This is a genomic window from Variovorax boronicumulans, from assembly GCF_009811375.1.
GTDB classification, from domain to species: Bacteria; Pseudomonadota; Gammaproteobacteria; order Burkholderiales; family Burkholderiaceae_C; genus Variovorax; species Variovorax boronicumulans.
The window spans coordinates 2502417-2526627 of record NZ_BKDH01000001.1 but is presented as its reverse complement, the minus strand read 5'-3'; the positions used below and the strand labels follow the sequence as shown (position 1 = coordinate 2526627).

Annotated in this window: 23 protein-coding genes; 15 read left to right on the top strand and 8 right to left on the bottom strand. The window is 69.2% G+C overall.

The features are described 5' to 3' along the window. The first annotated feature begins 45 nt into the window (after positions 1-45). The 3 genes from VHAB30_RS11565 to VHAB30_RS11555 are packed head-to-tail and all read left to right on the top strand — an operon-like array spanning position 46 to position 1624. Entirely contained in the window at positions 46-399 is a 354-nt protein-coding gene (locus tag VHAB30_RS11565; protein ID WP_159277120.1) for a CidA/LrgA family protein, read from the top strand. Beyond that, the gene (locus VHAB30_RS11560) at positions 396-1124 is read left to right on the top strand and encodes an LrgB family protein (protein ID WP_062479889.1); all 729 of its coding nucleotides are present in this window, start codon (positions 396-398) and stop codon (positions 1122-1124) included. Before VHAB30_RS11565 ends, VHAB30_RS11560 begins: the two co-directional genes overlap by 4 nt. A gap of 35 nt (positions 1125-1159) precedes the next feature. Then, on the top strand, positions 1160-1624 hold the full coding sequence (locus VHAB30_RS11555) for an OsmC family protein (RefSeq protein WP_159277119.1): 465 nt from the start codon (positions 1160-1162) through the stop codon (positions 1622-1624). Positions 1625-1692: 68 nt separating this feature from the next. On the opposite strand, the gene VHAB30_RS11550 is transcribed toward VHAB30_RS11555, so the two are convergent. Continuing rightward, positions 1693-2607 (bottom strand): LysR family transcriptional regulator, encoded by a 915-nt coding sequence (locus tag VHAB30_RS11550; RefSeq protein ID WP_070060504.1) that lies wholly within the window; start codon positions 2605-2607, stop codon positions 1693-1695. 181 nt (positions 2608-2788) lie between these two features. Between VHAB30_RS11550 and VHAB30_RS11545 the strand changes: the two genes are divergently transcribed. From VHAB30_RS11545 to VHAB30_RS11530, 4 genes are all read left to right on the top strand, one after another. Next, the gene (locus tag VHAB30_RS11545; RefSeq protein WP_070060505.1) at positions 2789-3670 is read left to right on the top strand and encodes an alpha/beta hydrolase fold domain-containing protein; all 882 of its coding nucleotides are present in this window, start codon (positions 2789-2791) and stop codon (positions 3668-3670) included. A 155-nt stretch (positions 3671-3825) separates the two neighbouring features. Continuing rightward, the gene (locus tag VHAB30_RS11540; protein ID WP_095745115.1) at positions 3826-5079 is read left to right on the top strand and encodes an efflux RND transporter periplasmic adaptor subunit; all 1254 of its coding nucleotides are present in this window, start codon (positions 3826-3828) and stop codon (positions 5077-5079) included. A 40-nt stretch (positions 5080-5119) separates the two neighbouring features. Further along, positions 5120-8392, top strand: coding sequence for an efflux RND transporter permease subunit (locus VHAB30_RS11535; protein ID WP_159277118.1), 3273 nt, complete (start codon positions 5120-5122; stop codon positions 8390-8392). Positions 8393-8417: 25 nt separating this feature from the next. Beyond that, positions 8418-9881, top strand: coding sequence for an efflux transporter outer membrane subunit (locus VHAB30_RS11530; protein ID WP_159277117.1), 1464 nt, complete (start codon positions 8418-8420; stop codon positions 9879-9881). Between the two features lie 16 nt (positions 9882-9897). Here VHAB30_RS11530 and VHAB30_RS11525 read toward each other — a convergent pair whose 3' ends face one another. Further along, positions 9898-10137: a hypothetical protein gene (locus VHAB30_RS11525; RefSeq protein WP_159277116.1), complete on the bottom strand. Its 240-nt coding sequence runs from the start codon at positions 10135-10137 to the stop codon at positions 9898-9900. Between the two features lie 93 nt (positions 10138-10230). Here VHAB30_RS11525 and VHAB30_RS11520 point away from each other — a divergent pair, with 93 nt between their 5' ends. From VHAB30_RS11520 to VHAB30_RS11505, 4 genes are read left to right on the top strand one after another with little or no spacing between them, the layout of a single operon-like run. Beyond that, on the top strand, positions 10231-11697 hold the full coding sequence (locus VHAB30_RS11520; RefSeq protein ID WP_159277115.1) for a cobyric acid synthase: 1467 nt from the start codon (positions 10231-10233) through the stop codon (positions 11695-11697). Continuing rightward, positions 11694-12737 (top strand): nicotinate-nucleotide--dimethylbenzimidazole phosphoribosyltransferase, encoded by a 1044-nt coding sequence (cobT, locus tag VHAB30_RS11515; protein WP_159277114.1) that lies wholly within the window; start codon positions 11694-11696, stop codon positions 12735-12737. The genes VHAB30_RS11520 and cobT overlap by 4 nt, the downstream gene beginning before the upstream one ends. Further along, positions 12734-13528: an adenosylcobinamide-GDP ribazoletransferase gene (locus VHAB30_RS11510; RefSeq protein ID WP_159277113.1), complete on the top strand. Its 795-nt coding sequence runs from the start codon at positions 12734-12736 to the stop codon at positions 13526-13528. Before cobT ends, VHAB30_RS11510 begins: the two co-directional genes overlap by 4 nt. Continuing rightward, positions 13525-14097, top strand: coding sequence for a histidine phosphatase family protein (locus tag VHAB30_RS11505; protein WP_159277112.1), 573 nt, complete (start codon positions 13525-13527; stop codon positions 14095-14097). Before VHAB30_RS11510 ends, VHAB30_RS11505 begins: the two co-directional genes overlap by 4 nt. 10 nt (positions 14098-14107) lie before the next feature. Here VHAB30_RS11505 and VHAB30_RS11500 read toward each other — a convergent pair whose 3' ends face one another. Both VHAB30_RS11500 and nth read right to left on the bottom strand, forming a co-directional pair. Next, positions 14108-14965: an Ivy family c-type lysozyme inhibitor gene (locus VHAB30_RS11500; RefSeq protein ID WP_159277111.1), complete on the bottom strand. Its 858-nt coding sequence runs from the start codon at positions 14963-14965 to the stop codon at positions 14108-14110. A 21-nt stretch (positions 14966-14986) separates the two neighbouring features. Continuing rightward, positions 14987-15634, bottom strand: coding sequence for an endonuclease III (gene nth, locus VHAB30_RS11495; RefSeq protein ID WP_095745121.1), 648 nt, complete (start codon positions 15632-15634; stop codon positions 14987-14989). A gap of 175 nt (positions 15635-15809) precedes the next feature. Between nth and VHAB30_RS11490 the strand changes: the two genes are divergently transcribed. Beyond that, positions 15810-16997, top strand: a complete 1188-nt coding sequence (locus VHAB30_RS11490; protein ID WP_159277110.1) for an aminotransferase-like domain-containing protein — start codon at positions 15810-15812, stop codon at positions 16995-16997. A 9-nt stretch (positions 16998-17006) separates the two neighbouring features. Here VHAB30_RS11490 and VHAB30_RS11485 read toward each other — a convergent pair whose 3' ends face one another. After that, positions 17007-17234 carry a hypothetical protein gene (locus VHAB30_RS11485; protein WP_013541760.1) on the bottom strand — a complete coding sequence of 76 codons (228 nt, stop codon included), beginning with the start codon at positions 17232-17234 and terminating at the stop codon, positions 17007-17009. Positions 17235-17291: 57 nt separating this feature from the next. On the opposite strand from VHAB30_RS11485, the gene VHAB30_RS11480 reads away from it, so the two are divergent. Continuing rightward, a complete protein-coding gene (locus VHAB30_RS11480) occupies positions 17292-17618 on the top strand; it encodes a DUF6172 family protein (RefSeq protein ID WP_159271932.1) in 327 nt (108 codons plus the stop codon). A 6-nt stretch (positions 17619-17624) separates the two neighbouring features. On the opposite strand, the gene VHAB30_RS11475 is transcribed toward VHAB30_RS11480, so the two are convergent. The 3 genes from VHAB30_RS11475 to mfd are packed head-to-tail and all read right to left on the bottom strand — an operon-like array spanning position 17625 to position 22878. Continuing rightward, on the bottom strand, positions 17625-18689 hold the full coding sequence (locus VHAB30_RS11475; protein ID WP_159277109.1) for an Ldh family oxidoreductase: 1065 nt from the start codon (positions 18687-18689) through the stop codon (positions 17625-17627). Beyond that, a complete protein-coding gene (gene serB / locus VHAB30_RS11470; protein ID WP_062480719.1) occupies positions 18686-19399 on the bottom strand; it encodes a phosphoserine phosphatase SerB in 714 nt (237 codons plus the stop codon). The genes VHAB30_RS11475 and serB overlap by 4 nt, the downstream gene beginning before the upstream one ends. Continuing rightward, positions 19396-22878: a transcription-repair coupling factor gene (gene mfd, locus VHAB30_RS11465; protein ID WP_070060516.1), complete on the bottom strand. Its 3483-nt coding sequence runs from the start codon at positions 22876-22878 to the stop codon at positions 19396-19398. The genes serB and mfd overlap by 4 nt, the downstream gene beginning before the upstream one ends. Before the next feature lie 118 nt (positions 22879-22996). Between mfd and ispD the strand changes: the two genes are divergently transcribed. Together ispD and ispF are read left to right on the top strand one after the other, a co-directional pair. After that, positions 22997-23710, top strand: coding sequence for a 2-C-methyl-D-erythritol 4-phosphate cytidylyltransferase (gene ispD / locus VHAB30_RS11460; protein ID WP_062480715.1), 714 nt, complete (start codon positions 22997-22999; stop codon positions 23708-23710). Continuing rightward, positions 23707-24198, top strand: a complete 492-nt coding sequence (gene ispF, locus VHAB30_RS11455) for a 2-C-methyl-D-erythritol 2,4-cyclodiphosphate synthase (RefSeq protein WP_159277108.1) — start codon at positions 23707-23709, stop codon at positions 24196-24198. Before ispD ends, ispF begins: the two co-directional genes overlap by 4 nt. Positions 24199-24211 lie beyond the last annotated feature (13 nt).

Genomic DNA, 24211 nt, shown 5'->3' with positions numbered 1-24211 from the left:
GCACCACAATAGGGCCGTCTCAAGAAAAGGAAAACGAACAGGCCCATGCTCTACGCCATCACCACGCTCTTCCTGTGTCAGCTTGCCGGCGAACTGCTTGTGCAGTGGCTGTCGCTGCCGATTCCCGGTCCGCTGATCGGCATGCTGCTGCTGTTCGTCGGCCTGCTGGTGCGCGGCGGCGTGCCGCAGGAGCTGACCGACACCTCGGGCCACCTGCTGCGCAACCTGATGCTGCTGTTCATCCCGGCGGTGACCGGCGTCATGCTGCATTTCGAGCGCGTGGGGCGCGAATGGCTGCCGTTCCTGGCGGCCGGTGTCGTGGGCGGTGCCTTCACCATGGCGGTGACCGCGCTCACGCTGCGCTGGATGATCCGCATCACGGGCAAGGACACCGAATGAACGCGCCCGCCAAACTGTCTGAGATCTGGGTCTTCCTGGCCCAGTCGCCGCTGTTGTGGCTGTCACTCACGCTGCTGGCCTACCTGGGCGCGCTGTGGCTGCATGCGCGCAGCGGACGCAACCCGATGGTCAACCCGGTGCTGGTGTCGGTGATCGTCATCGTGGGCGTGCTGCTGCTCACGCGCACGCCCTATGACACCTACTTCGAGGGCGCCAAGTTCGTCCACTTCCTCATCGGCCCGGCCACCGTGGCGCTGGCCGTGCCACTGTACAGCCAGGTCGGCCGGCTGCGGCGCCTGTGGCTGCCGATCGGCGTGGCGCTGCTGGTGGGCTCGGTCGCTGCCATCGTGTCGGCCATCGGCATCGGCTGGGTGCTCGGCGGTTCGCACGAGCTCCTGATGTCGCTCGCGCCCAAGTCGGCCACCATGCCGATCGCGATGGGCGTGGCCGAGAAGATCGGCGGCCTGCCGTCGCTGGCGGCCGTGGCCGCGGCCATTGCCGGCATCTCGGGCGCGATCATGGCCACGGGCCTGCTGAACCTGCTGCGCATCAAGGAACCCGCGGTGCGCGGCTTTGCCGTCGGCATGGCGGCGCACGGCATCGGCACGGCGCGCGCCATCCAGGTGAACGAGACCGCGGGCGCGTTCTCGGCGTTGGCGATGGGGCTGAACGGCATCGCGACCGCGCTGCTGGTGCCGCTGATCGTGAAGCTGATGACCGTCTGACATCCATTCATCCCATCCATCGAGGAGCACGACCCATGTCCGAGTACACAGCCGAGATCGTCTGGGAGCGGGGCGACCAGGACTTCCTGGCCAACACCTACAGCCGCCACCACGTGCTGCGCTTCGACGGCGGCGCGCAGGTGCCGGGCTCTTCATCGTCGCACGTGGTGCCGTTGCCGTTCTCCGACGCGTCGGCGGTCGATCCGGAAGAGATGTTCGTGGCCTCGCTGTCCAGCTGCCACATGCTGTGGTTTCTCACCATGGCGGTGAAGCGCAAGTTCGTGGTCGACCGCTATGTCGATGCGGCCACGGGCGTGATGGAGAAGAACGCCGACGGCAAGCTGGCGATGACCGTCGTCACGCTGCGTCCGCAGGTGAGCTTTTCGGGTGCGAACCTGCCTACGCGGGAGCAGATCGAGCACATGCACCATCGGGCGCATGAGGAGTGTTTCATTGCAAATTCGGTGAAGACCGAGGTGCGGTGCGAGCCGGTCTACTGACAAGAGTCGCTCCCCGCACGCGTTGGCCGCGCTGATCCAGCCCTGAGAAGAGGACGGAAACGCGCCCCTCAGCGCCGCTGCAACCGCGGATTCTTCGCAAACAGATCCGCTGCCCAGTCCACAAACGCCCGCACCTTCGCGCTCAGGTGCCGGTTCGGCGGGTACACCACGTGGATCGGCAGCGGGTCGCGCTGCCAGTCGGCCAGCACCTCGACGAGTTCGCCGCTTTCCAGCAGCGGCTCGGCCGTGAAGGTGATGCACTGCGACAGACCGAAGCCCGCGAGCACCGCCGTCATGTGCGCATTGCTCTCGTTGACCGACACGCGGTAGGGGCCGTTGAGCTCGATGTACTCGTCGCCCTTCTTGAACTCGTGCGGGTACACGCGCCGGGTGGTGCCCGAGAAATAGCTCACGACATGGTGGCGCTTCTCGATGTCGTTCGGATGCTGCGGCGCACCATAGCGCTTGATGTAGGCCGGCGAGGCCACGGTGACGAAGTGCAGGGTGCCGATGCGGCGGGCCACCAGCGACTGGTCGCTGAGCTCGCCGGCGCGGATCACGCAGTCGACGTTGTCGCTGATCAGGTCGACGGTGCGGTCGCTCACGCCCAGGTCGACCTGGATGTCGGGGTAGCGGTCGCAGAAGCTGGCCAGGTTGGGCAGGATGATCTGCTGCGCCACCGAGGTGCCCACATCGATGCGCAGCCGCCCCGTGGGGTTGGCCTGCGCATTCGTCATGCTGGCTTCCATGTCGTCGAAGTCGTTCAGCAGCCGCGCGGCGCGCTCGAAGTAGGCGGCGCCGTCGGGCGTGACGGTGACGCGCCGCGTCGTGCGGTTGAGCAGCTTCACGCGCAGGCGCGATTCCAGCGCCTGGATCTGCTTGGTGACGGTGCCCTTGGGCAGGGCCAGAGAGTCGGCGGCACGGGTGAAGGTGCCGGCTTCGACCACGCGGACAAAGATCCGCATTGCCTGGATTTGATCCATCGAATGCCTGTTCAGGGAGACCGGCGTATGCCGGAAGGAGGCGGATTCTCACACAAGGAATGCGCCCCTACGGTATGCCCGATTGTTCTCCGTTTGGAAACAGAGTAGGGCTGTGTTTCCTGTTTCAACGCGCTTGTAGCGCCTTATATTTCAACCATCGCCCATCCCCCTGAGGTCGCCCATGTCACCCCGTCCATCGTCCCGGTCCGCTGAAGCTGCTGCGCTTGCCGCGGCGCAAGGCGTGGAGTCCGATCTGTCGATCGAGCTGCCCGGCCGCGAGCCCGTGGCTGCCCGTGTCTACGGTCAGCGTCCGCGGGGCGAGACCGTGCCGCTGGTGCTGCACTTCCATGGCGGCACCTTCATCTGCGGCAACCTCGACAACGGCCGCAACGTGGCCCGGCTGCTGGCCGGCGCGGGTGCGGTGGTGGTGTCGCTGGACTACCCGCTGGCCCCGGCGGCCCCGTTCCCGGAACCGGTCGAGGTGGGCTATGCGGCGCTCGAATGGCTCTACAAGCAACGCGTGAAGCTCGGCGGCAAGGGCGCCCAGGTGTACCTGGCCGGCGAAGAGGCCGGTGGCAACCTGGCGGCCAGCGTGGCCCTGGTGGCCCGCGACCGCGCCCATCCGCCGCTGGCAGGCCAGATCCTGCTGTCGCCCATGCTCGACCCGTGCGCCGGCACCGCCTCGCTGCGCAACGCGACCAACGACGCCGCCGAGTGCCGGTGGGCCACGGGCTGGGCCAAGTACCTGAGCTGTCCCTCGAACGCCACGCACCCGTATGCGGTGCCCAGCGGATCGTTGCGGCTGGCCGCCCTGGCGCCGGCGCTGGTGCTGGTGGGGCCCGACGACGCGATGCGCGACGAGGCCATGACCTTCGCGGGCCGTCTGCGCTCGGCCGGCATCGAGGTCACGAGCAGCGTGCTGACCGGGGCCGACAACTGGCCCAAGGCGCTGTACGACACCGAGGCCGTGGGATGCGCATCCTGCGAAGCCAGCGTGCAGCAGCACTTCCGCGAGTTCTTCAGCGCCACCACACCGCCCCCGGCGGTCCCTGAGCCCAGCTAGGCCCGCGAGGGTCCGCTCCGCCCCCTGAACCAAGCCGCCGCCTCCACCGAGGCGGGTGGCAGGGCTTTCTGTTCTCTGAATTCCGCCTCCTGACGCCGCCGGCGCCGGGATGGCCTGTTGCATCCCGAAAAAGTCATCGAGAAGGACGAACCATCATGTCGAACAAGAACGAACAATCGCTGTCTTCCATCACCCGCAAGGGGCTGTGGCCCGCCGTGACCGGCCTCACCGCGGTGCTGGCCGTGGCCGCCGCGGTGGTGGGCATGTACAGCTTCAAGGCCGAGGCGACCGCCCCGGTCGCCGCGCAACAGGGCACGCCGGTGTCGGTCGCCACCGTGGCGTCGAGCGAGATCAACGCCTGGGACGAGTTCTCGGGCCGGCTCGAAGCCGTGCAGCGCGTCGACGTGCGCTCCCGCGTGGCAGGCGCCGTGCAGGCGGTGCACTTTCGCGAAGGCGCGCTGGTGAAGCAGGGCGACCTGCTCATCACCATCGACCCCGCGCCGTACGCTGCCGAAGTGGAGCGTGCCGAAGCGCAGGTTGCGTCGGCGCAGGCCCGCCAGGCCTTCAGCCGCAGCGAGCAGGAACGCGCCAAGCGCCTGTGGGACGAGCAGGCCATCGCACAGCGTGAACTCGACGAGCGCGTGAACGCCGGCCGCGAAGCAGAAGCCAACCTGCGCGCCGCGCAAGCCTCGCTGCAGACCGCACGCCTGAGCCTGGGCTATACCCAGGTGCGCGCACCGGTCTCGGGTCGCATCGGCAAGCTCGAAGTGACCGTCGGCAACCTGGTGGCCGCCGGCCCCGGCGCACCCGTGCTGACCACGCTGGTGTCGGTGAGCCCGATCTACGCGAGCTTCGACGCCGACGAGCAGGTCATCACCCGCGCGCTGAAGGACCTGCCGGCCAACGCCGGCGCCCGCGGCCAGATCGACACCATTCCCGTGCAGATGGGCACCGCCGGCCTCGAAGGCACGCCCTTCACCGGCAAGCTGCAGCTGATCGACAACCAGGTCGACGCCCGCAGCGGCACCGTGCGTGTGCGTGCCTCGTTCGACAACAAGGACGGCGCGCTCATTCCCGGCCAGTTCGCCCGCATCCGCATGGGCCAGGCCCGCAACGACACCGCGCTGCTGGTGAGCGAGCGTGCCATCGGTACCGACCAGAACAAGAAGTTCGTGATGGTCGTGGGTGACGACAACAAGGCCATGTACCGCGAGGTGACGCTGGGCGCGCCCATCAACGGCCTGCGCGTGGTGAGCAAGGGCCTGAAGGCCGGCGACCGCGTGGTGGTGAACGGCCTGCAGCACATCCGCCCGGGTGCGCTGGTGGTGCCGCAGACCGTGACCATGGACGCCAAGCTCGATACGAAGCAACAACAACCGGAACGCGTGGCCGAGGCCGCGAAGTCCTGATTTCGGAGGAGGGCGCCCTGGCGCCCGCCGGAGAACCAACATGAATCTCTCAAAATTCTTCATCGACCGGCCGATCTTTGCCGGCGTGCTGTCGCTACTGATGCTGATCGCGGGCCTGATTGCGCTGCGCGGCCTGCCGATCTCGGAGTACCCCGAAGTCGCGCCGCCCTCGGTGGTGGTGCGCGCAACGTACCCGGGCGCCAACCCGAAGGTGATCGCTGAAACGGTGGCCACGCCGCTCGAAGAGCAGATCAACGGCGTCGAAGGCATGCTCTACATGGGCAGCCAGGCGACGACCGACGGCGTGATGACGCTGACCGTCACCTTCCGCCTGGGCACCGATCCCGACAAGGCCCAGCAGCTCGTGCAGAACCGCGTCTCGCAAGCCGAGCCGCGCCTGCCCGAGGAAGTGCGGCGCCTGGGCATCACGACCGTCAAGAGCGCACCCGACCTGACGATGGTGGTCCACCTCGTCTCGCCGAACAACCGCTACGACATCAACTACCTGCGCAACTACGCGGTGCTGAACGTGAAGGACCCGCTGGCGCGCATCGAAGGCGTGGGCCAGGTGCAGATCTTCGGCGGCGGCGACTACTCCATGCGCGTCTGGCTCGACCCGCAGAAGGTCGCGCAGCGTGGCCTCTCGGCTTCCGACGTGGTGGCTGCCATCCGTGGCCAGAACGTGCAGGCCGCGGCCGGCGTGGTCGGCGCATCGCCGGGCCTGTCGGGCGTGGACATGCAGCTGTCGATCAATGCGCAAGGGCGCCTGCAGAGCGAAGAAGAATTCGGCGACATCATCGTCAAGAGCGGCACCGATGGCGCCGTGACGCGCCTGCGCGACATCGGCCGCCTCGAAATGGGCGCTGCCGACTACTCGCTGCGTTCGCTGCTGAACAACGACCCGGCCGTCGGCATGGGCGTGTTCCAGGCACCGGGCTCCAACGCGCTCGACATCTCGTCCAACGTGCGCAAGACGATGGAAGAGCTCAACAAGAACATGCCCGAGGGCCTGGAATACCGCATCGCCTACGACCCGACGCAGTTCGTGCGTGCGTCGATCGAGTCGGTGATCCACACGCTGCTCGAAGCCATCGCGCTGGTGGTGCTGGTGGTGATCCTGTTCCTGCAAACGTGGCGCGCGTCGATCATTCCGCTGCTGGCCGTGCCGGTGTCGGTGATCGGTACCTTCGCGGTGCTGCACATCCTCGGCTTCTCGATCAATGCGCTGAGCCTGTTCGGGCTGGTGCTGGCGATCGGCATCGTGGTGGACGACGCCATCGTGGTGGTGGAGAACGTCGAGCGCAACATCGAGGCGGGGCTCACGCCGCGTGAGGCCACGTACCGCGCGATGCGCGAAGTGTCGGGCCCCATCATCGCCATCGCGCTGGTGCTCGTGGCCGTGTTCGTGCCGCTGGCTTTCATCAGCGGTCTCACGGGCCAGTTCTACAAGCAGTTCGCGGTGACCATCGCGATCTCGACGGTGATCTCGGCGATCAACTCGCTGACGCTGTCGCCTGCTCTTGCGGCACTGCTGCTGCGCGGTCATGACCAACCGAAGGACGCCCTGACGCGCGGCATGGACAAGGCCTTCGGCTGGCTGTTCCGCGGCTTCAACAAGTTCTTCCATCGCGGCTCCGAGGCCTACAGCGGCGGCGTCAAGCGCGTGATTTCGCGCAAGACGCTGATGCTGGTGATCTACCTGGCGCTGGTGGGCGTGACCTTCGGTCTCTTCAAGGCGGTGCCCAGCGGCTTCGTGCCGGCGCAGGACAAGCAGTACCTCATCGGTTTTGCCCAGCTGCCCGACGGCGCCACGCTCGACCGCACGGAAGAGGTGATCACCCGCATGGGCGAGATCATGAAGAAGAACCCGAACGTGGAAGACGCCATTGCCTTCCCGGGCCTGTCGATCAACGGCTTCACCAACAGCTCGAACTCGGGCATCGTGTTCGCCACGCTCAAGCCCTTCGACCAGCGCAAGCGTGCCGACCAGAGCGGCGGCGCGGTGGCGGGCCAGCTCAACGGTGCGTTCTCGAGCATCCAGGACGCGTTCATCGTGATGTTCCCGCCGCCGCCGGTGGCAGGCCTGGGCACGACCGGCGGCTTCAAGCTGCAGATCGAAGACCGCGCCTCGGTCGGCTACGACCAGATGGACGTCGCGGTGAAGGCCTTCATGGCCAAGGCGTATGCAGCGCCCGAGCTGACAGGCATGTTCACGAGCTGGCAGGTCAACGTGCCGCAGCTGTACGCCGACATCGACCGCACCAAGGCGCGCCAGCTCGGCGTGCCGGTGACGGATATCTTCGACACGATGCAGATCTACCTGGGCAGCCTGTACGCCAACGACTTCAACAAGTTCGGCCGCACGTACTCCGTGCGCGTCCAGGCCGATGCGCCTTACCGCGCCCGTGCCGAAGACGTGGGCATGCTGAAGGTGCGCTCGACCTCGGGCGAGATGGTGCCGCTGGCCGCGCTGATGAAGGTCAACTCGACCTTCGGTCCGGAACGCGCCATGCGCTACAACGGCTACCTGGCCGCGGACATCAACGGCGGCCCGGCCCCCGGCTATTCGTCGGGCCAGGCGCAGGACGTGATCACCAAGATCGCGGCCGAGACGCTGCCCAAGGGCGTGAGCTTCGAGTGGACCGAGCTGACCTACCAGGAAATCCTGGCCGGCAACTCCGCCTTCCTGGTGTTCCCGCTGGCGATCCTGCTGGTGTTCCTGGTGCTGGCCGCGCAGTACGAAAGCCTGACGCTGCCGATCGCGATCATCCTGATCGTGCCGATGGGCATCATGGCCGCGATGGCGGGCGTGTGGATCTCGGGAGGCGACAACAACGTCTTCACGCAGATCGGGTTGATCGTGCTGGTGGGGTTGAGTGCGAAGAACGCGATCCTGATCGTGGAGTTCGCACGGGAGCTGGAGTTCGCCGGACGCACGCCGATCCAGGCCGCGATCGAAGCCAGCCGCCTGCGCCTGCGCCCGATCCTGATGACCTCGCTGGCCTTCGTGATGGGTGTGCTGCCCCTCGTGCTCTCGACCGGTGCCGGCTCCGAGATGCGCAAGGCGATGGGCGTGGCGGTGTTCGCCGGAATGATCGGCGTGACGGCCTTCGGCCTGTTCCTGACGCCGGTGTTCTATGTGCTGATGCGCCGCCTGGCGGGCAACCGGCCGCTCAAGCTGCACGGCGAAGTGCCGCACGGCGATGACTTCGTGTCGGCCGACCATCCGGTGGTGCCTTCGCACGGTGGCGGCGGTGGCGGGCTGCACCCGGTGCCGGCCTCGCCGCGCCCCTCGCATGGCGCGCATGACTGATCGACAAGAAGAAAGAAGGTTGTCCATGACATTCGCAATCCCAACCCTGATGCGCCCTCTGCGCGCCGCCGTGCTGCCGCTGGTGGCGGCCCTGGTGCTGGCCGGTTGCGCCAGCGTGCCTTCGGGCATGCCCACGGTGCCGACCGCGGCGCAGTTCAAGGAACAGCCGGGTGCCACGGCGCCGGCCGGCTTCACCCGGGCCACGCCCGCCGAGGCGCAACCGCGCGGCGAGTGGTGGCTGGCGTTCAACGACCCGGTGCTCAACACGCTGATCCAGCGCGCCGAGGTCGACAACACCAACATCCAGGCCGCCGCCGCGCGGCTGGCCGAAGCCCGTGCGCTGGCGCGCAGCGCCCAGGCCGACCGCCTGCCGCAGATCGGCCTGGGCGCCGGCGCCAACCGCGGTGCGGGCCTGGACAAGGCCACGGCCAGCACCCGGCCGGGCACCATGACCAACATCGGCGCCACGTTCTCGTACGAGGTCGACCTGTTCGGCCGCCTCTCGGGCACGGCCGATGCGGCCAAGCTCGACGCGGCCGGCCGCGAGGCGCTGCTGCAGAGCACGCGGCTCGCGGTGCAGGCCGAAGTGGCGCAGACCTACCTGCAGCTGCGCGCGCTCGACGCCGAGCGCGTGCTGGTACGCGAATCGGTCGCCGCCTACCGCGACACGCTGCGCCTCACGCAGCGCCGCCAGCAGGCCGGCGACATCGCCGAGCTCGATGTGGCGCGCGTGCAGACCGAGGTGTCGTCCACCGAGTCGGACGCGCTCGCACTCGACCGCCAGCGCGCCCAGGTGGAACATGCGCTGGCCGTGCTGGTGGGCGATTCGGCCTCCAGCTTCGGCATGCGGCCCGACGACTGGGCCACCGCTTTGCCGGTGATCCCGCCGGGTGTGCCGTCCACCGTGCTCACGCGCCGGCCCGACGTGTCGGCCGCGCAGAGCGCCGTCATGGCGGCCCAGGCCCGCGTGGGCGTGGCGCAGACCGCGTGGTTCCCGAACATCTCGCTGACCGGCGCGGCCGGCTACGCCTCGCCCGAGATCGGCGACCTCTTCAAGTGGTCGGCCCGTTCGTGGGGCGTGGGTGCGCTGCTGTCGCTGCCGATCTTCGATGGCGGGCGCCGCGAGGCCGGCGTGCAGGGCGCCAACGCCCAGCTCGACGGTGCACTGGCCAGCTACCGCTCGCAGGTGCTGGTGGCGTTCCAGGAGGTCGAAGACCAGCTGGCGGCCATCCGCATCCTGCAGGAGCAGTCGGTGGTGCAGGCGCAGGCCGTGACCTCGGCCCAGCGCGCCACCAGCCTGTCGGACACCCGCTACCGCAACGGCTACGTGAGCCAGCTCGACCTGCTCGACGCGCGCCGCAGCGAGCTGCGCAACCGGCGCCAGGCGCTGCAGGTGAAGTCGGCCCAGTACCAGGCGACGGTGGGGCTGATCCGCGCCATCGGCGGCGGCTGGGAAGTGCCGTCGGCCGAGAAGGTGGCGGCCCGCTGATCGGGTCGATCCGGGCTCAGGCGCCGTCGCCAGGGCCCGGATGCGTCGCCGTGGCGGCGACCTGTTTCAGCGCCACCGCACCCAGCGCGAGCGCGCTCGAATAGCTGGCCTGCGGGCGCGCAGCCACCCGCAGCGGCCGGTAACCGAGCGTGTCGGAGGTGCTGCCGGTGTCGTGGACGGCTTCGAGCAGGAGCCAGTAGAACCGGCCCGGCTCGCGTTCCTCGACCGTCAGCGCCAGATCGTTGAGGGCGGACATGGATTTGCGGAGGCGGCCCGCAGCGGGCCACCTCCCTTGGTACGTCCGATTCGGCTTTCCGGATTCGGTTCAGCGCTCAACGACAATCCCCGGATGAGTTCTAGAGCGACAAGCGGACCGGCGCGCTGCGTCATGGTCCTGGGCACCACCAGCGGCGCCGGCAAGAGCTGGCTGGCCACCGCGCTGTGCCGGTGGTACGCCCGCCAGGGGCTGCGGGTGGCGCCGTTCAAGGCGCAGAACATGAGCAACAACGCCCGCGTGGTCGAGGGCGGCGAAATCGGCAGCGCCCAGTATTTCCAAGCCCTGGCCGCCAACGCCGTGCCCGACGTGCGCATGAACCCGCTGCTGCTCAAGCCCGAGCGCGACACCCACAGCCAGGTGGTGCTGATGGGACAGGTGAGCGAGTCGCTGTCGACCCTGCCGTGGCGCGGGCGCAGCGAGCGCGTCTGGCCGCAGATCGCGCAGGCCTTCGACGAACTGCGCGCCGAGAACGACGTGGTCGTGATCGAAGGCGCCGGCTCGCCGGCCGAGATCAACCTCATGGCCAGCGACATCGTCAACCTGCGCGTCGCCCGCCATGCCCAGGCGCGCTGCCTGCTGGCGACCGATATCGACCGCGGCGGCGCCTTCGCCCACCTGTACGGCACCTGGGCGCTGCTGCCCGAGGCCGACCGGGCGCTCATCCATGGATTCGTGCTCAACAAGTTCCGGGGCGATGCGTCGCTGCTGGCGCCCGCGCCGCAGCAGCTGCAGGCGCTGACCGGCGTGCCCACCGTAGCCACGCTGCCCATGTGGTGGCAGCACGGCCTGCCCGAGGAAGACGGCGTGTTCGACGACCGCAGCCGCGCCAGCGGCGTGGTCACGCGCACCGTGGCGGTGGTCGCGTACCCGCGCCTGAGCAACCTCGACGAATTCCAGGCGCTGAAGAACGTGCCCGGCGTGCGCCTGGTCTGGGCCCGCACGCCGGCCGACGTGGCCGGCGCCGACTGGATCGTGCTGCCCGGCTCCAAGCACACGAGCGGCGACCTGGCCTGGCTGCGCGGGCAGGGGCTGGACCGCGCCGTGGCCGAGCATGCCGGGCGCGGCGGCGCGGTGCTGGGCGTGTGCGGCGGGTTGCAGATGCTGGGCGAGGCGCTGGTCGATCCGCATGGCATCGACGGCAACGCACCCGGGCTCGGGCTGCTGCCGCTGGTGACCGTGTTCGAGCGCGAGAAGACCGTGCGGCACCGCGAGGCGACCTTTTCCGGCGATCTCGTGGCCGGCCCCTGGTCCGCGCTGGCGGGCGTGCGCATCGCCGGCTACGAAATCCACCATGGCCAGACGGCCGCCCACCCGCAACTGGCCCACGACGGCCGCGCCGTGATGCCCGAGGGCCTGGCCTGGCAGAACACGCGCGGCAACGTGCTGGGCCTCTATTTGCACGGCCTGTTCGAAGACCCGGCCGCGCTGCAAGCGCTGTTCGGCACCACGGCGCCCACGCTGGACGCCACCTTCGACGGCCTGGCCGACTTCATCGACACCCACTTCGACGCCGGCGTGCTCGCCGGCTTGATCGCATGACCGACACCGATTTGATCCCTGCCATTCCAGACATCGCCGACGCCGCACTCGCGGCGCGCCTGCAGGCCGCGCTCGACAACAAGACCAAGCCCGTCGGCGCGCTGGGCCGTCTTGAGGCGCTGGCGCTGCGTATCGGCACGATCCTGGGCACCGAGCAGCCGGTGCTCGATGCGCCGCAGATGCTGGTGTGCGCGGGCGACCACGGGCTGGCGGCGCGCGGTGTGTCGGCCTACCCGAGCGACGTGACCTGGCAGATGGTCGAGAACTTCCTGGCCGGCGGCGCGGCCGTCAGCGTGCTGGCGCGCCAGCACGGCCTGGCGCTCACGGTGGTCGATTGCGGCGTGCGGCGCGACTTCCAGCCACGCCCCGGCCTGGTGTCGCGGCGCATCGCCGCCGGCACGGCCGACGCCTCGGCCGGCCCCGCCATGACGCCCGAACAGTGCGCCCAGGCCATCGCCAACGGCCGCGAGGTGGTGCGTGCGCTGCCGGGCAACGCGTTGCTGCTGGGCGAAATGGGCATCGGCAACAGCTCGTCCGCCGCGCTGCTGCTGTCGCGCCTGGCCGGGCTGGACATCGGCCTGTGCACCGGCGCCGGCACCGGGCTCGATGCCGACGGCCTCGCACGCAAGCGCGAGGTGCTGCGCGAGGTGCTCGCGCTGCACGCGGGCGCGACCGCGCCGCTCGATGCGCTGGCCGCGTTCGGCGGCTTCGAGGTGGCGACGCTGGTCGGCGCGGTGCTGCAGGCGGCGCAGGAGCGGCGCGTGATCGTGGTCGACGGCTTCATCGCCAGCGCCGCCGTGCTGGTCGCCCAGGCGATCCGCCCGCAGGTCACGCAGCGCTGCGTGGCGGCGCACAGCTCGGCGGAGCCGGGGCACACGCTGCTGCTGAAGCACCTCGGGCTCGAGCCCTTGCTGAACCTCGACCTGCGCCTGGGCGAGGGCTCGGGCGGCGCGCTGGCATGGCCGCTGCTCGAATCGGCCTGCCGCATCCTGCGCGAGATGGCGAGCTTCGAATCGGCGGGCGTGTCGCGTCAGCAATGAACGGCGTGCGCCATTTCCTGCTGGCCGTCCAGTTCTTCACCCGCGTGCCGGTGACGGGAAAACTCGCCGACTGGGTCGGCTTCAGCCCGCAGATGCTGCGCGCGGCTGCGGCGCACCTGCCGGCCATCGGTTGGATTGCGGGCGGGGTGGCGGCGGCTGTGTTCGTTGCCGTGGGCGCCGGCCTGCCGGGCGTGGCAGGGGCGCTGGTCGCGGCGGTGCTGAGCACTGTCGCCACCGTGATGCTCACGGGCGCCTTCCATGAAGACGGCCTGGCCGACGTGGCCGACGGCCTCGGCGGTTCGGCCAGCCGCGAGCGCGCGCTGGAGATCATGAAGGACTCGCGCATCGGCGCCTTCGGCGCGGTCGCGCTGGTGCTGGCGCTGGGCCTGAAGTTCGGCTTGCTCGCCGCACTCGCCGCGCGCGGGCTGGACGTGGCGGCGGCGTCGATCGTCGGCGCGCACGTGCTGTCGCGGCTGGTGCCGCTGTTCCTGATCCGCTGGCTGCCCTACGTGGGCGACAGCGGCGGCAGCAAGGCCAAGCCGCTGGCCGATGCGATCAGCGGCGGTGCGCTGCTCGTCGCCATGCTCTGGGCCGCACCCGCCGTGGCGCTGCTGCTGTGCGCGCACGACGCGGTGCATGTGGGCGCGGCGCTCGTGGCGCTGGTGCTCGCCGGTGGCTGGATGGCGCGGCTCTTCGTGCGTCGGCTGCAGGGCTTCACGGGCGACGGGCTCGGCGCGACGCAGCAGGTGTGCGAACTGGCGATCTACCTCGCGCTGGCGTGGAAGGCATGAACACCGCGACCGCCCAGCTCTGGCTGCAGCGCCACGCGCCGGTGATCGCGCCGGCGGGCCTGTGCTACGGCGCGACCGACCTCGATGCCCATGTGGACGGCACGCAGGCCGCGGCCGAGCGCATCGCCGCGGTGCTCCCGGCCGGCATCGCGCTGTGGAGTTCGCCGCTGCGGCGTTGCGCCATGCTGGCGGACGCCATCGTCGCGCTACGGCCCGATCTGTCGGTGCGGCGCGATGCGCGGCTGGCGGAGATGAGTTTCGGCGCCTGGGAAGGGCGCCTGTGGTCTGCGGTGACCCGCGAAGAATTCGAGGCCTGGACGAATCGTTTCGCTGATGCCCCCGCAGGAGGCGACGGCGAGAGCGTGCGCGTCTTCATGCAGCGCGTGGCCTCGGCGCATGCCGACTGGCTGGCGACCGGCGCCGACGCGCTGTGGGTCACGCATGCGGGCGTGCTGCGCGCGGTGCAGTTGCTGTCGCAAGGCGTGTCGTGCCCCGAGCGGGCCGATCAATGGCCCAACGACGCAGCGGCCTTCGGCGACTGGCGCGTGGTCGCCGCGCCGGTCGGCTGACGAGGCGCTGTCAGTTCTTGGCGCGCCACTGCTCGCGCCAGAGACGATCGAGCTGCCCCGCGAACTGCGGCGAGGGGCCGCCCAGGAGCTGGTTCTGCCCGTTGCGCTGCACCAGGCCATAGAGCCGACCCGAGCCCTGGTCGTACAGCGCGATGGCGTTGTGGTCGTAGCAGTCGTGCGGCTTGCAGAAGGCGTGCAGCAGGTAGCGCGTGCCGTCCACCGTCACCCATTGCGGCTCGGGCGACGGGCCTTCGCGGCGCACCAGCCAGCGCTCGGTTTCGCGCGCGCCCAGCGCGGCGCGCCAGGCCTTGTCCATCGCGGGGCCCCGGGCGAGGGCGGCCGGGCTGCCCGTGGCGGGTGCCGGCGGCTTGGGGGCGGCGGTCGCGGGTTCGGCGGGCGGCGCCGCAGCGCGCGCCGGACCGTCGCAGCGCCAGTAGCGTGGCTTCATCAGCTCCGGCCCCAGCTGCCCCACGACCGGCTTGTCGGCCTTCAGCGTGATCGACTGGCCGCGCGCATCGCGAAAGACCAGGAAATTCATCATCGCGTTGTCGCCCTTGCCCACGCGGCTCATCAGCGCCACGTCGAAGTTCGGCGGCGGCGCCTGGTTGCCGAAGAAGCTGTGCGCCGTGTCCGGCTGGCGGCCGACCACGCGGCGCTTGCCGCGCTCGGCGATCAGCATGTCCTCGCGCACCTGCAGCGTCGGTGCGGCTGCGTCGGCGCAGTTGGCGGACCAGCGCCCGCCATAGAGCGCCATCGTCTCGGGCGGCAGCACGCCGTCGCGCGACCAGGCGGCGCCTGCGCTGCACAGCGCTGCAAGGAAGAGGAGGGCGGCGGAAGGCGTCTTCTTGAAAATCGTTGTCGTCGTCATGTGCGAGGTGGTGTGTGCCGCTCAGGCGGTCTTGGGGGCCGGCGTCTTGGGCTTGAACGAGCAGAAGGTGGAGACCGCGCATTCCCAGCAGCGCGGCTTGCGCGCCACGCAGACATAGCGCCCGTGCAGGATCAGCCAGTGGTGCGCGTGCAGGCGGAATTCGGGTGGGATGCGCTTTTCGAGCTTGAGTTCCACGTCCAGCGGCGTCTTGCCGGGCGCCAGCCCGGTGCGGTTGCCGATGCGGAAGATGTGCGTGTCGACCGCGATGGTCTCCTCGCCGAAGGCCACGTTGAGCACCACGTTGGCCGTCTTGCGCCCCACGCCCGGCAGCGCCTCGAGTTCGGCGCGCGTGCGCGGCACCTCGCCGCCATGCAGCTCGACCAGCATGCGGCAGGCCTCGATCAGGTGCTTGGCCTTGCTGCGGTACAGCCCGATCGTCTTGATGTACGACTCCAGCCCTTCCACCCCGAGGTCGAGGATCGCCTGCGGCGTGTTCGCCACCGGATAGAGCCGCCGCGTCGCCTTGTTCACGCCCACGTCGGTGGCCTGCGCCGACAGCAGCACGGCGGCCAGCAGCTCGAAGGGCGTGGTGTATTCGAGCTCCGTGCGCGGCTCGGGGTTGGCGGCTTGCAGGGTGGCGAAGAAGAGGGGGATGTCGGATTTTTTCATGGGTCGTGGTGGCCACCGTTCACGGCGTGGGGCTCGCGGGGCGCATGCCGTGGAAGGCAGGGCGAGCCCCGGCGTTTGCGGCGATGGATGCAATATATCGTCGAAAAGCCATGGCCCTACGCAGCTTTCCTGCCCGGGCTTTCGCGACAATGACGCCCAGAAAGTGAGACTGACCATGCAATTCGCCTCCCGCCTCGACAACGTCGAAACCTCCGCCATCCGCGAACTCTTCAAGCTGCTGGGCAAGCCCGGCATCATCAGTTTTGCGGGCGGTTTCCCGGACAGCGCCATGTTCGACGTCGAGGGCCTGAAGGAGGCGAGCCAGAAGGCGCTGGCCGAAGAGCCCGGCGCGGCCTTGCAATATGGCGCCACCGAAGGCTACGAGCCGCTGCGCAACCAGCTCTCGGCGTTCATGAAGACCAAGGGCGTCGACGTCGACCCCAGCGGCCTGATCGTCACCACCGGCAGCCAGCAGGCACTCGATCTGCTGGGCAAGACCATGATCTCGCCCGGCGACAAGGTGATCGTCGAAGGCCCGACCTTCCTGGCCACGATCCAGTGCTTTCGCCTGTACGGTGCGCAGCTCATCAGCGCGCCCATCGACGCCAACGGCGTGAAGACCGATGAGCTCGAGAAGCTCATTGCCGAGCACAAGCCCAAGTTCGTCTACCTGATCCCCACCTTCGGCAACCCCAGCGGCGCGATGCTGAGCCTGGAGCGCCGCAAGAAGGTGCTCGAGCTGGCCGTGAAGTACCAGACGCTGATCGTCGAGGACGACCCCTACGGCGACCTGTACTTCGGCGAAGCGCCGCCGCCGTCGATCATGTCGCTGAGCAAGGACGTGCCCGGCAGCCGCGAACTGCTGGCGCATTGCGGCAGCCTGAGCAAGGTGCTCAGCCCCGGCCTGCGCATCGGCTGGATGATCGCGCCGACCGAGCTGCTGGCCAAGGCGACGATGTGCAAGCAGTTCAGCGACGCCCACACCAGCACCTTCGCGCAGGCCACGGCCGCGCAGTACCTCAAGAGCGGCCGCATGCCCGGCACGCTGGCGCATGTGCGCGAGGTCTACGGCCAGCGCGCGCAGGCCATGGGCGCCGCGCTGACGCGCGAGCTGGGCGATGCCGTGAGCTTCACGCAGCCCAACGGCGGGCTGTTCTTCTGGGCGCGCCTGACGGGCGCCAACGGCAAGCTGGCCGATGCCAACGAGCTGGCCAAGCGTGCGATCGAGAAGCTGGTGGCCTTCGTGCCCGGCGCGCCGTTCTTCGCCGAGAAGCCCGATGTGGCGACGCTGCGCCTGAGTTTTGCCACGGCCGACATCGAGAAGATCGAAGAGGGCGTGAAGCGCCTCGGCCAGGCCCTGTAACGCCGACGCTCAGGGGGACCGGTGCAGCCGGGGCGCTGCCAGCAGGTCCAGGTTGTCTGAAATGGCCGCATCCACGTTCGGATAGCGGCCTTTCATTTTGGAGAGCGTCATGATGGTCTGCAGTGCCTTCAGGTCCTTGACCGAGGGCGCGACCTTGATCTGCGCAATGGCCGCCGGGGCGTTGCCGCCGTTCACCAATGCCATCACCTTGCTTGCCCAGTCGTTTGCGCGTGCCATGTCTTCACCTGCTTTCCATTTGAACCGCCGACTTTACACAGCGGGTTACCATCACCCATGAGAAAAACCTTCCAGCTTCAGGTCGAGGGCAAGCACCCCGACCGTCTCCTCGAAGCCGTCAAGCACGAGATCCGCAAGTACATCAAGCGCGAGCGCCGCCGCGACCTACCCGAAGGCGCCGACTTCTGGGACTTCGACTGCCGGTTCGGCGCCGCCCAGGAATCCGCCGAAACCATCCACCTCACGGCCATCACCGGCCTCATTGACGGTGTGGTGAAAGAGGGCGGCAAGCAGTTCTACATCGAGATCCTGGCCAAGCCCGGCAAGCGCCAGCCGCGGCCCGCGGGTGCACCCGACCACGCCGAGAACGACGGCGAGGAATAAACCCCGTCAGATCAGCGCCTGCGCCAGCCGCAGGCCATGCCGCTGCTCCGCTTCCTGCAGCGAGCGCGCAATCGACGGGTGCAGCCGCACCCCGTTCGCCGATTGCGCTTCCCGACGCTTCAACCCGCCTTCACCCGGCAGCCGCACAGGCCTGGCCGGGTCGACGGGCGCGTTGTCGCGGCATTTCTCGGCCACGTGGTCCATCTGGCGCAGGAAAGCGTCCTTGCCGCCGAAGGCGTGCAGGTCGTGAAGCGTGAGGTGCACCGTCGCGCCCCAGCCTTCGGGCGGGTCGGCGCGGCCGTGGCCTGCGAGGCCGGCCGTGAGCGTCTCGACCAGCAGCGCCATGCCGTAGCCCTTGTGGCCGTGGCTCAGGCCGCCCACGGGCAGCAGCGTGCCGGGCGGCTGGTCGAACAGCACCTGCGGGTTGTTCGACGGCTTGCCGGAGGCGTCGATGAGCCATTCCTCGGCGAAGGTCTCGCCGGCCGCGCGCTTGCGGTTGCTCATGCCGTTGGTGGTGATCGAGGCCGAGATGTCGACCATCACGCCGCCCTGCGAGAGCGGAAAGCCCATCGCCAGCGGATTCGGTGTGAACACCGCCTGCGTGCCGCCGAAGGGCGCGACGCTGGCGGTGTTGGGGTCGGAGCAGGCCAGCAGCATCAGCATGTCTTCCTGCAGCGCGCGCAGCATGTAGACCGCGAGGCAGGCGATGTGGTGGCTGCGGCGGATCACGAGCGAGGCCGTGCCCAGTTCGCGCGCACGCGGCACCAGCAGGTCCATGCCCTGGTCCATGAGCCAGGGGCCGGGCAGGCGCTTGCCGTCCCACAGCACGGCGGCGGGGCGGTCGGACAGCACCTCGGGCGCGCCGTCGCGCGTCATGCCACCTGATTCGATTTCTTTCACATAGCCGGCCAGCAGCGCAAGGCCGTGCGTGTCGTGGCCCAGCAGGTCGCCTTCGACCAGCGTGCGCGCCACGCTGTCGGCCATCGAGGCCGCGAGCCCCGCTTTCTGCAGCAGGGCGCTGGCGTAGTCGCGCAGCGCGTCGGCGCGGTACAGCGGGGCGGCGTCGGTCATTTCAGGATTTCCAGCACGCGGTCGAGCCCGCCTTCGTTGATCGCCACCATGGCCTGCTCGCGCACCTTCGGCTTGGCGTGATAGGCCACCGACAGCCCGGCTTCGCCCATCATCGGCAGGTCGTTCGCGCCATCGCCCACGGCGATGGTTTCCTGCGGCGAGATGCCCATGAGCGAGGCCACTTCGAGCAGCGTGCGGCGCTTTTCGGCGCCGTCGCAGATGTCGCCCCAGCTTTGCGTCACGACCTGGCCGGTGAGCTGGCCGTCGGCTTCGTCGAGCAGGTTGGAGCGTGCGAAGTCGATGCCCAGGCGGTCCTTCACGCGGTTCGCGAAGAAGGTGAAGCCGCCCGACACCAGCAGCACCTTGAGGCCCGCCTTCTTGCAGGCTGCGACCAGCTCGGTGGCGCCGGGGTTGAGCTTCAGGCGCTCGTCGTACACCTGCTGCAACGCGGCCACGGGCACGCCCTGCAGCAGCGCCACGCGGCGGCGCAGGCTTTCCTTGAAGTCCTTGATCTCGCCGCGCATCGTGGCCTCGGTGATCGCAGCCACCTCGGCCTTCTTGCCGACGGCATCGGCGATCTCGTCGATGCACTCGATGTTGATGAGCGTCGAGTCCATGTCGAACGCGATCAGCTTGAAGTCGGCGAGCTTCAGCGGCGGCTTCACGCGCTGGAGGACGAGGCCGGGGGAGATTTCTGTCGTAGCGCTCATGCGGGGGCGGTTTCCTTGACGAGGGGTTGTCCGAGGCTGCGCAGCACGTCGCGCACCATCTGGGCGCGGTCCTTCGGCTCCTTGAGTTCGCGCTCGATGCGCAGCTTCTCGTTGCCGGCGAGCTTGATGTGCTTGTTCTTCTGGATCAGCTGGATGATGGCCATGCCGTCCACCGGCGCGTCCTTGCGGAAGGTGATGTTGATGATGCCCGGCGCCGCATCGACCTTGACCACGCCGTAGGGCCGCGCGAGCACGCGCAGGCGGTGTGTGTCGATCAACGTCTGCGCCTGCGGCGGCAGCTTGCCGAAGCGGTCGACGATCTCTTCCAGCAGCGTGTCGATCTGGTCGGGGTTCTTCGCGGTGGCGAGCTTCTTGTAGAACGACAGCCGCAGGTGCACGTCGCCGCAGTAATCGTCGGGCAGCAGGGCGGGGGCGTGCAGGTTGATCTCGGTCGTGACCGACAGCGGCGAGAGCAGGTCGGGCTCCTGCCCGGCCTTCAGCGAGCGCACGGCTTCGCTGAGCATCTCGTTGTAGAGCTGGAAGCCGATCTCCATCATGTTGCCGCTCTGGTTCTCGCCGAGCACCTCGCCGGTGCCGCGGATCTCCAGGTCGTGCATCGCCAGGTAGAAGCCCGAGCCCAGTTCTTCCATCTGCTGGATGGCTTCGAGCCGTTGCGAGGCCTGCTTGGTCAGGCCTTCGGTGTCCGGCACCATCAGGTACGCATAGGCTTGATGGTGCGAGCGGCCGACGCGGCCACGCAGCTGGTGCAGCTGCGCCAGGCCGAACTTGTCGGCGCGGCTCATCACGATGGTGTTGGCGGTGGGTACGTCGATGCCGGTCTCGATGATGGTCGAGCACAGCAGCATGTTGTAGCGCTGGGCCACGAAGTCGCGCATCACGCGCTCCAGCTCGCGTTCGGGCATCTGGCCGTGGGCCACGGCGATGCGGGCCTCGGGCAGGATTTCTTCGAGCTTCTGGCGTCGGTTCTCGATGGTCTCGACCTCGTTGTGCAGGAAGTACACCTGCCCGCCGCGCTTCAGCTCGCGCAGCACGGCTTCGCGGATCACGCCCGTGCCCTCGTTGCGCACGAAGGTCTTGATGGCCAGCCGGCGCTGCGGCGCGGTCGCGATCACGCTCAGGTCGCGCAGGCCTTCGAGCGCCATGCCCAGCGTGCGCGGAATCGGCGTGGCGGTGAGCGTGAGCACGTCGACCTCGGCGCGCATCGCCTTCATCGCCTCCTTGTGGCGCACGCCGAAACGGTGCTCCTCGTCGATGATGAGCAGGCCCAGGTTCTTGAACTTGACCGACTGCGAAAGCAGCTTGTGCGTGCCGACCACGATGTCGACCTGGCCCTCGGCCAGGCCCTTGGCGGCGGCCGTGATTTCCTTGGCGGAGCGGAAGCGGCTCATCTCCGCGACCTTCACCGGCCACTTGGCGAAGCGGTCGACCAGCGTCTGGTAGTGCTGCTCGGCCAGCAGCGTGGTGGGTGCCAGGAAGGCCACCTGCTTGCCGCCGGTGACGGCGATGAAGGCGGCGCGCAGCGCGACCTCGGTCTTGCCGAAGCCCACGTCGCCGCACACGAGGCGGTCCATCGGCTGGGGCGAGATCATGTCCTGCACCACGGCGTGGATGGCGGCCTTCTGGTCGGCGGTTTCCTGGAAGCCGAAGTCGTTGGCGAACACCTCGTAGTCGGCCGGCGAGTAGCGGAAGGCATGGCCTTCGCGCGCGGCGCGGCGGGCGTAGATGTTGAGCAGCTCGGCGGCCGAGTCGCGCACCTGTTCGGCGGCCTTGCGCTTGGCCTTTTCCCATTGGCCGGAGCCCAGCTTGTGCAGCGGCGCCTCGTCGGCGCTCACGCCGGTGTAGCGGCTGATCTGGTGCAGCTGGCTCACGGGCACGTAGAGCGTGGCCTTGTCGGCGTACTCCAGGTGCAGCATTTCCTGCAGCAGCGGCTTGCCGTCCGCGCCCGTGCCCTGGCCCAGGTCCATGTGGATCAGGCCGCGGTAGCGGCCGATGCCGTGCGCGCTGTGGACCACCGGGTCGCCCACGTTGAGTTCGGACAGGTCCTTGATCAGCGCTTCGACGTCGCTGACCTGTTCCTGCTTCTTGTTGCGCCGGCGCGTGGTGGGCGCGGTGGCGAACAGCTCGGTTTCGGTGACGAAGTCGATCGCCTGTTCGCGCCACGCGAAGCCCGAGGCCAGCGCGGCGGTGGCGATGCCGATCTTCTCGTCGCCCGAGGCTTCGAACTCGGCCAGCGAGTCGAAGGCCGGCGGGTTCACGCCGCTGGCGCGCAGGAAGTCGAGCAGGCTCTCGCGGCGGCCGTCGCTTTCGGCGATCAGCAGCACGCGGTGCGGCGTGGCGGCGATGTGGGCCTTCAGGCCGACCAGCGGGTCTTCGGCGCCGCGCACCACGGCGAACGGCGGCAGCTTGTCGAACTCGGCGTAGGGCGCATCGGTGGCGATGTCGCCGCGGATGGCGAGCTGCGCATGCGGCTTGGCACGCTGGTAGAACTGCTCGGCGTTGAGGAACAGCGCCTCGGGCGGCAGCGCGGGGCGCTCGGGGTCGCCCTGCACCAGGCGGTAGCGCTCGTTGGTGTCCTGCCAGAAGTGCTGGAACGCGGGTTCCAGGTCGCCGTGCAGCACGACGGTGGCGTCGGGGCCGAGGTAGTCGAACACCGTGGCCGTCTCATCGAAGAACAGCGGCAGGTAGTACTCGATGCCGGCGGTGGCCACACCGTTGCCCATGTCCTTGTAGATGCGGCTCTTGGTCGGGTCGCCCTCGAGCAGTTCGCGCCAGCGGCTGCGAAAGCGCGCGCGGGCGTCGTCGTCCATCGGGAACTCGCGGCCCGGCAGCAGGCGCACCTCGGGCACGGGGTAGAGGCTGCGCTGGGTGTCGGGGTCGAAGGTGCGGATGGAGTCGATCTCGTCGTCGAACAGGTCGACGCGGAACGGCACCGGCGAGCCCATCGGGAACAGGTCGATCAGGCCGCCGCGCACCGCGTACTCGCCCGGGCTCACCACCTGCGTCACGTGGCTGTAGCCGGCCAGCGTGAGCTGCGCCTTGAGCTTCGATTCCTGCAGCTTCTGCTTGGCCTTGAACTGGAAGGTGTAGCCGGCCAGGAAGGCAGGCGGCGCCAGCCGGTACAGCGCGGTGGTGGCGGGCACCAGCACCACGTCGGCCTCTTTCTGGCTGATGCGCCACAGCGTGGCCAGGCGCTCGCTGATCAGGTCCTGGTGCGGCGAGAAGCTGTCGTAGGGCAGCGTTTCCCAGTCGGGGAAGAGGGCGCAGCGCAGCTCGGGGGCAAAGAAGGCGATTTCGTCGATGAGCCGCTGGGCGTCGTTCGCGTCGGCGGTGAACATCGCGGTGGCGCGACCCGCGGCCTTCTCGCGCATGCCGAGCTGGGCCAGCATCAGCGCGTCGGCCGACAACGGGGGACGCGGCAGCGTGAAACGCTTGCCCGCCGGGAGAAGGGGGAGGTCCATGGAGCGGTTCGAAAAATGCACGACACCCCGCGCCGGACGGCGAGGGGTGTGCGAATGTCAATTCTAGAATGGCGGCCCCTTATCCGCTTGTCGGCCATCGGCCCGTGCCGCACCCTCCATGTCTTCTTCCCGTTTCTACGTGCTGATCCCTTGTGCCGGTTCCGGCCACCGCGCCGGCGGCGCGCAGCCCAAGCAGTACCGGCGCCTGGCGGGCCAGTCGATGGTGGCCCACACGGTGGACGCGTTCCGCGCGCTGGCCGGGCGTTTCGCGGGCGTGGCGGTGGTGGTGTCGCCCGACGACCGCGAGGTGCAGACGGCGCTGCCGCGCTTCCCCGTGACCGGCGAGTACCTGCTGCGCGTGGGCGGCCTGACGCGCGCCGCCTCGGTGCGCAACGGCCTGGCGGCGCTGCGCCAGAAGGGCGCCGGGCCGCACGACTGGGTGCTGGTGCACGACGCGGCGCGCTGCCTGGTCACGTCCAGCCAGATCGAGGCGCTGATCGCCGCCTGCGAGCACGACGCCGTCGGCGGCCTGCTGGCACAGCGGCTGGCCGACACGCTGAAGGTCTCGTCGACCGACAGCCGTTCGACCCAGACCCTGCCGCGCGCCGACAAGTGGCTGGCGCAGACGCCGCAGATGTTCCGTATCGGCATGCTGCTCGACGCGCTGGAGCGCGTGGGCGACGTGGTGACGGACGAGGCCAGCGCCATCGAGACCCTCGGCCTGGCGCCGCTGCTGGTGCCCGGGAGCGCGCAGAACTTCAAGGTCACGTTCCCCGAAGATTTCGCACTGGCCGAGGCGGTGCTGCTCGGCCGCAAGAAGGCCATGGCATGACGACGACACCGTTCAACATCCGCGTCGGCGAAGGCTGGGACGTCCACCAGCTGGTGGCGGGGCGCAAGCTCATCCTGGGCGGCATCGAGGTGCCGCACACCACCGGCCTGCTCGGGCATTCGGACGCCGACGTGCTGCTGCACGCCATCACCGACGCGCTGCTCGGCGGCGCCGGGCTGGGCGACATCGGCCGGCATTTTCCCGACACCGACGCCCAGTTCCGCGGTGCCGATTCGGCCGTGCTGCTGGCCGAGGCGGCGCGCCGCGTGCGGGCCGCCGGCTGGGAGATCGGCAATGTCGACAGCACCGTGATCGCGCAGGCGCCCAAGCTGGCGCCGCACATCCCGGCCATGTGCCAGCGCATCGCCGACACGCTGGGCATCGCGCTCGATCAGGTCAATGTGAAAGCAAAGACGGCCGAGAAGCTCGGCCCGGTGGGCGAGGGGCGGGCGATGGAAGCCCGCGCCGCGGTGCTGCTGCACCGCTGAACCCGGGATTCTT

Excerpts from the sequence above, each read along its gene's own strand:
- VHAB30_RS11500 (WP_159277111.1), bottom strand. The coding sequence starts at position 14,965 with ATGACGACGACAACGATTTTCAAGAAGACGCCTTCCGCCGCCCTCCTC.
- VHAB30_RS11490 (WP_159277110.1), top strand. The coding sequence starts at position 15,810 with ATGCAATTCGCCTCCCGCCTCGACAACGTCGAAACCTCCGCCATCCGC.
- VHAB30_RS11555 (WP_159277119.1), top strand. The coding sequence starts at position 1,160 with ATGTCCGAGTACACAGCCGAGATCGTCTGGGAGCGGGGCGACCAGGAC.
- VHAB30_RS11485 (WP_013541760.1), bottom strand. The coding sequence starts at position 17,234 with ATGGCACGCGCAAACGACTGGGCAAGCAAGGTGATGGCATTGGTGAAC.
- mfd (WP_070060516.1), bottom strand. The coding sequence starts at position 22,878 with ATGGACCTCCCCCTTCTCCCGGCGGGCAAGCGTTTCACGCTGCCGCGT.
- VHAB30_RS11520 (WP_159277115.1), top strand. The coding sequence starts at position 10,231 with ATGAGTTCTAGAGCGACAAGCGGACCGGCGCGCTGCGTCATGGTCCTG.
- ispF (WP_159277108.1), top strand. The coding sequence starts at position 23,707 with ATGACGACGACACCGTTCAACATCCGCGTCGGCGAAGGCTGGGACGTC.
- serB (WP_062480719.1), bottom strand. The coding sequence starts at position 19,399 with ATGAGCGCTACGACAGAAATCTCCCCCGGCCTCGTCCTCCAGCGCGTG.
- VHAB30_RS11505 (WP_159277112.1), top strand. The coding sequence starts at position 13,525 with ATGAACACCGCGACCGCCCAGCTCTGGCTGCAGCGCCACGCGCCGGTG.
- nth (WP_095745121.1), bottom strand. The coding sequence starts at position 15,634 with ATGAAAAAATCCGACATCCCCCTCTTCTTCGCCACCCTGCAAGCCGCC.
- VHAB30_RS11545 (WP_070060505.1), top strand. The coding sequence starts at position 2,789 with ATGTCACCCCGTCCATCGTCCCGGTCCGCTGAAGCTGCTGCGCTTGCC.
- VHAB30_RS11550 (WP_070060504.1), bottom strand. The coding sequence starts at position 2,607 with ATGGATCAAATCCAGGCAATGCGGATCTTTGTCCGCGTGGTCGAAGCC.
- VHAB30_RS11525 (WP_159277116.1), bottom strand. The coding sequence starts at position 10,137 with ATGTCCGCCCTCAACGATCTGGCGCTGACGGTCGAGGAACGCGAGCCG.
- VHAB30_RS11535 (WP_159277118.1), top strand. The coding sequence starts at position 5,120 with ATGAATCTCTCAAAATTCTTCATCGACCGGCCGATCTTTGCCGGCGTG.
- VHAB30_RS11530 (WP_159277117.1), top strand. The coding sequence starts at position 8,418 with ATGACATTCGCAATCCCAACCCTGATGCGCCCTCTGCGCGCCGCCGTG.
- VHAB30_RS11475 (WP_159277109.1), bottom strand. The coding sequence starts at position 18,689 with ATGACCGACGCCGCCCCGCTGTACCGCGCCGACGCGCTGCGCGACTAC.
- VHAB30_RS11565 (WP_159277120.1), top strand. The coding sequence starts at position 46 with ATGCTCTACGCCATCACCACGCTCTTCCTGTGTCAGCTTGCCGGCGAA.
- VHAB30_RS11560 (WP_062479889.1), top strand. The coding sequence starts at position 396 with ATGAACGCGCCCGCCAAACTGTCTGAGATCTGGGTCTTCCTGGCCCAG.
- VHAB30_RS11480 (WP_159271932.1), top strand. The coding sequence starts at position 17,292 with ATGAGAAAAACCTTCCAGCTTCAGGTCGAGGGCAAGCACCCCGACCGT.
- VHAB30_RS11510 (WP_159277113.1), top strand. The coding sequence starts at position 12,734 with ATGAACGGCGTGCGCCATTTCCTGCTGGCCGTCCAGTTCTTCACCCGC.
- cobT (WP_159277114.1), top strand. The coding sequence starts at position 11,694 with ATGACCGACACCGATTTGATCCCTGCCATTCCAGACATCGCCGACGCC.
- VHAB30_RS11540 (WP_095745115.1), top strand. The coding sequence starts at position 3,826 with ATGTCGAACAAGAACGAACAATCGCTGTCTTCCATCACCCGCAAGGGG.
- ispD (WP_062480715.1), top strand. The coding sequence starts at position 22,997 with ATGTCTTCTTCCCGTTTCTACGTGCTGATCCCTTGTGCCGGTTCCGGC.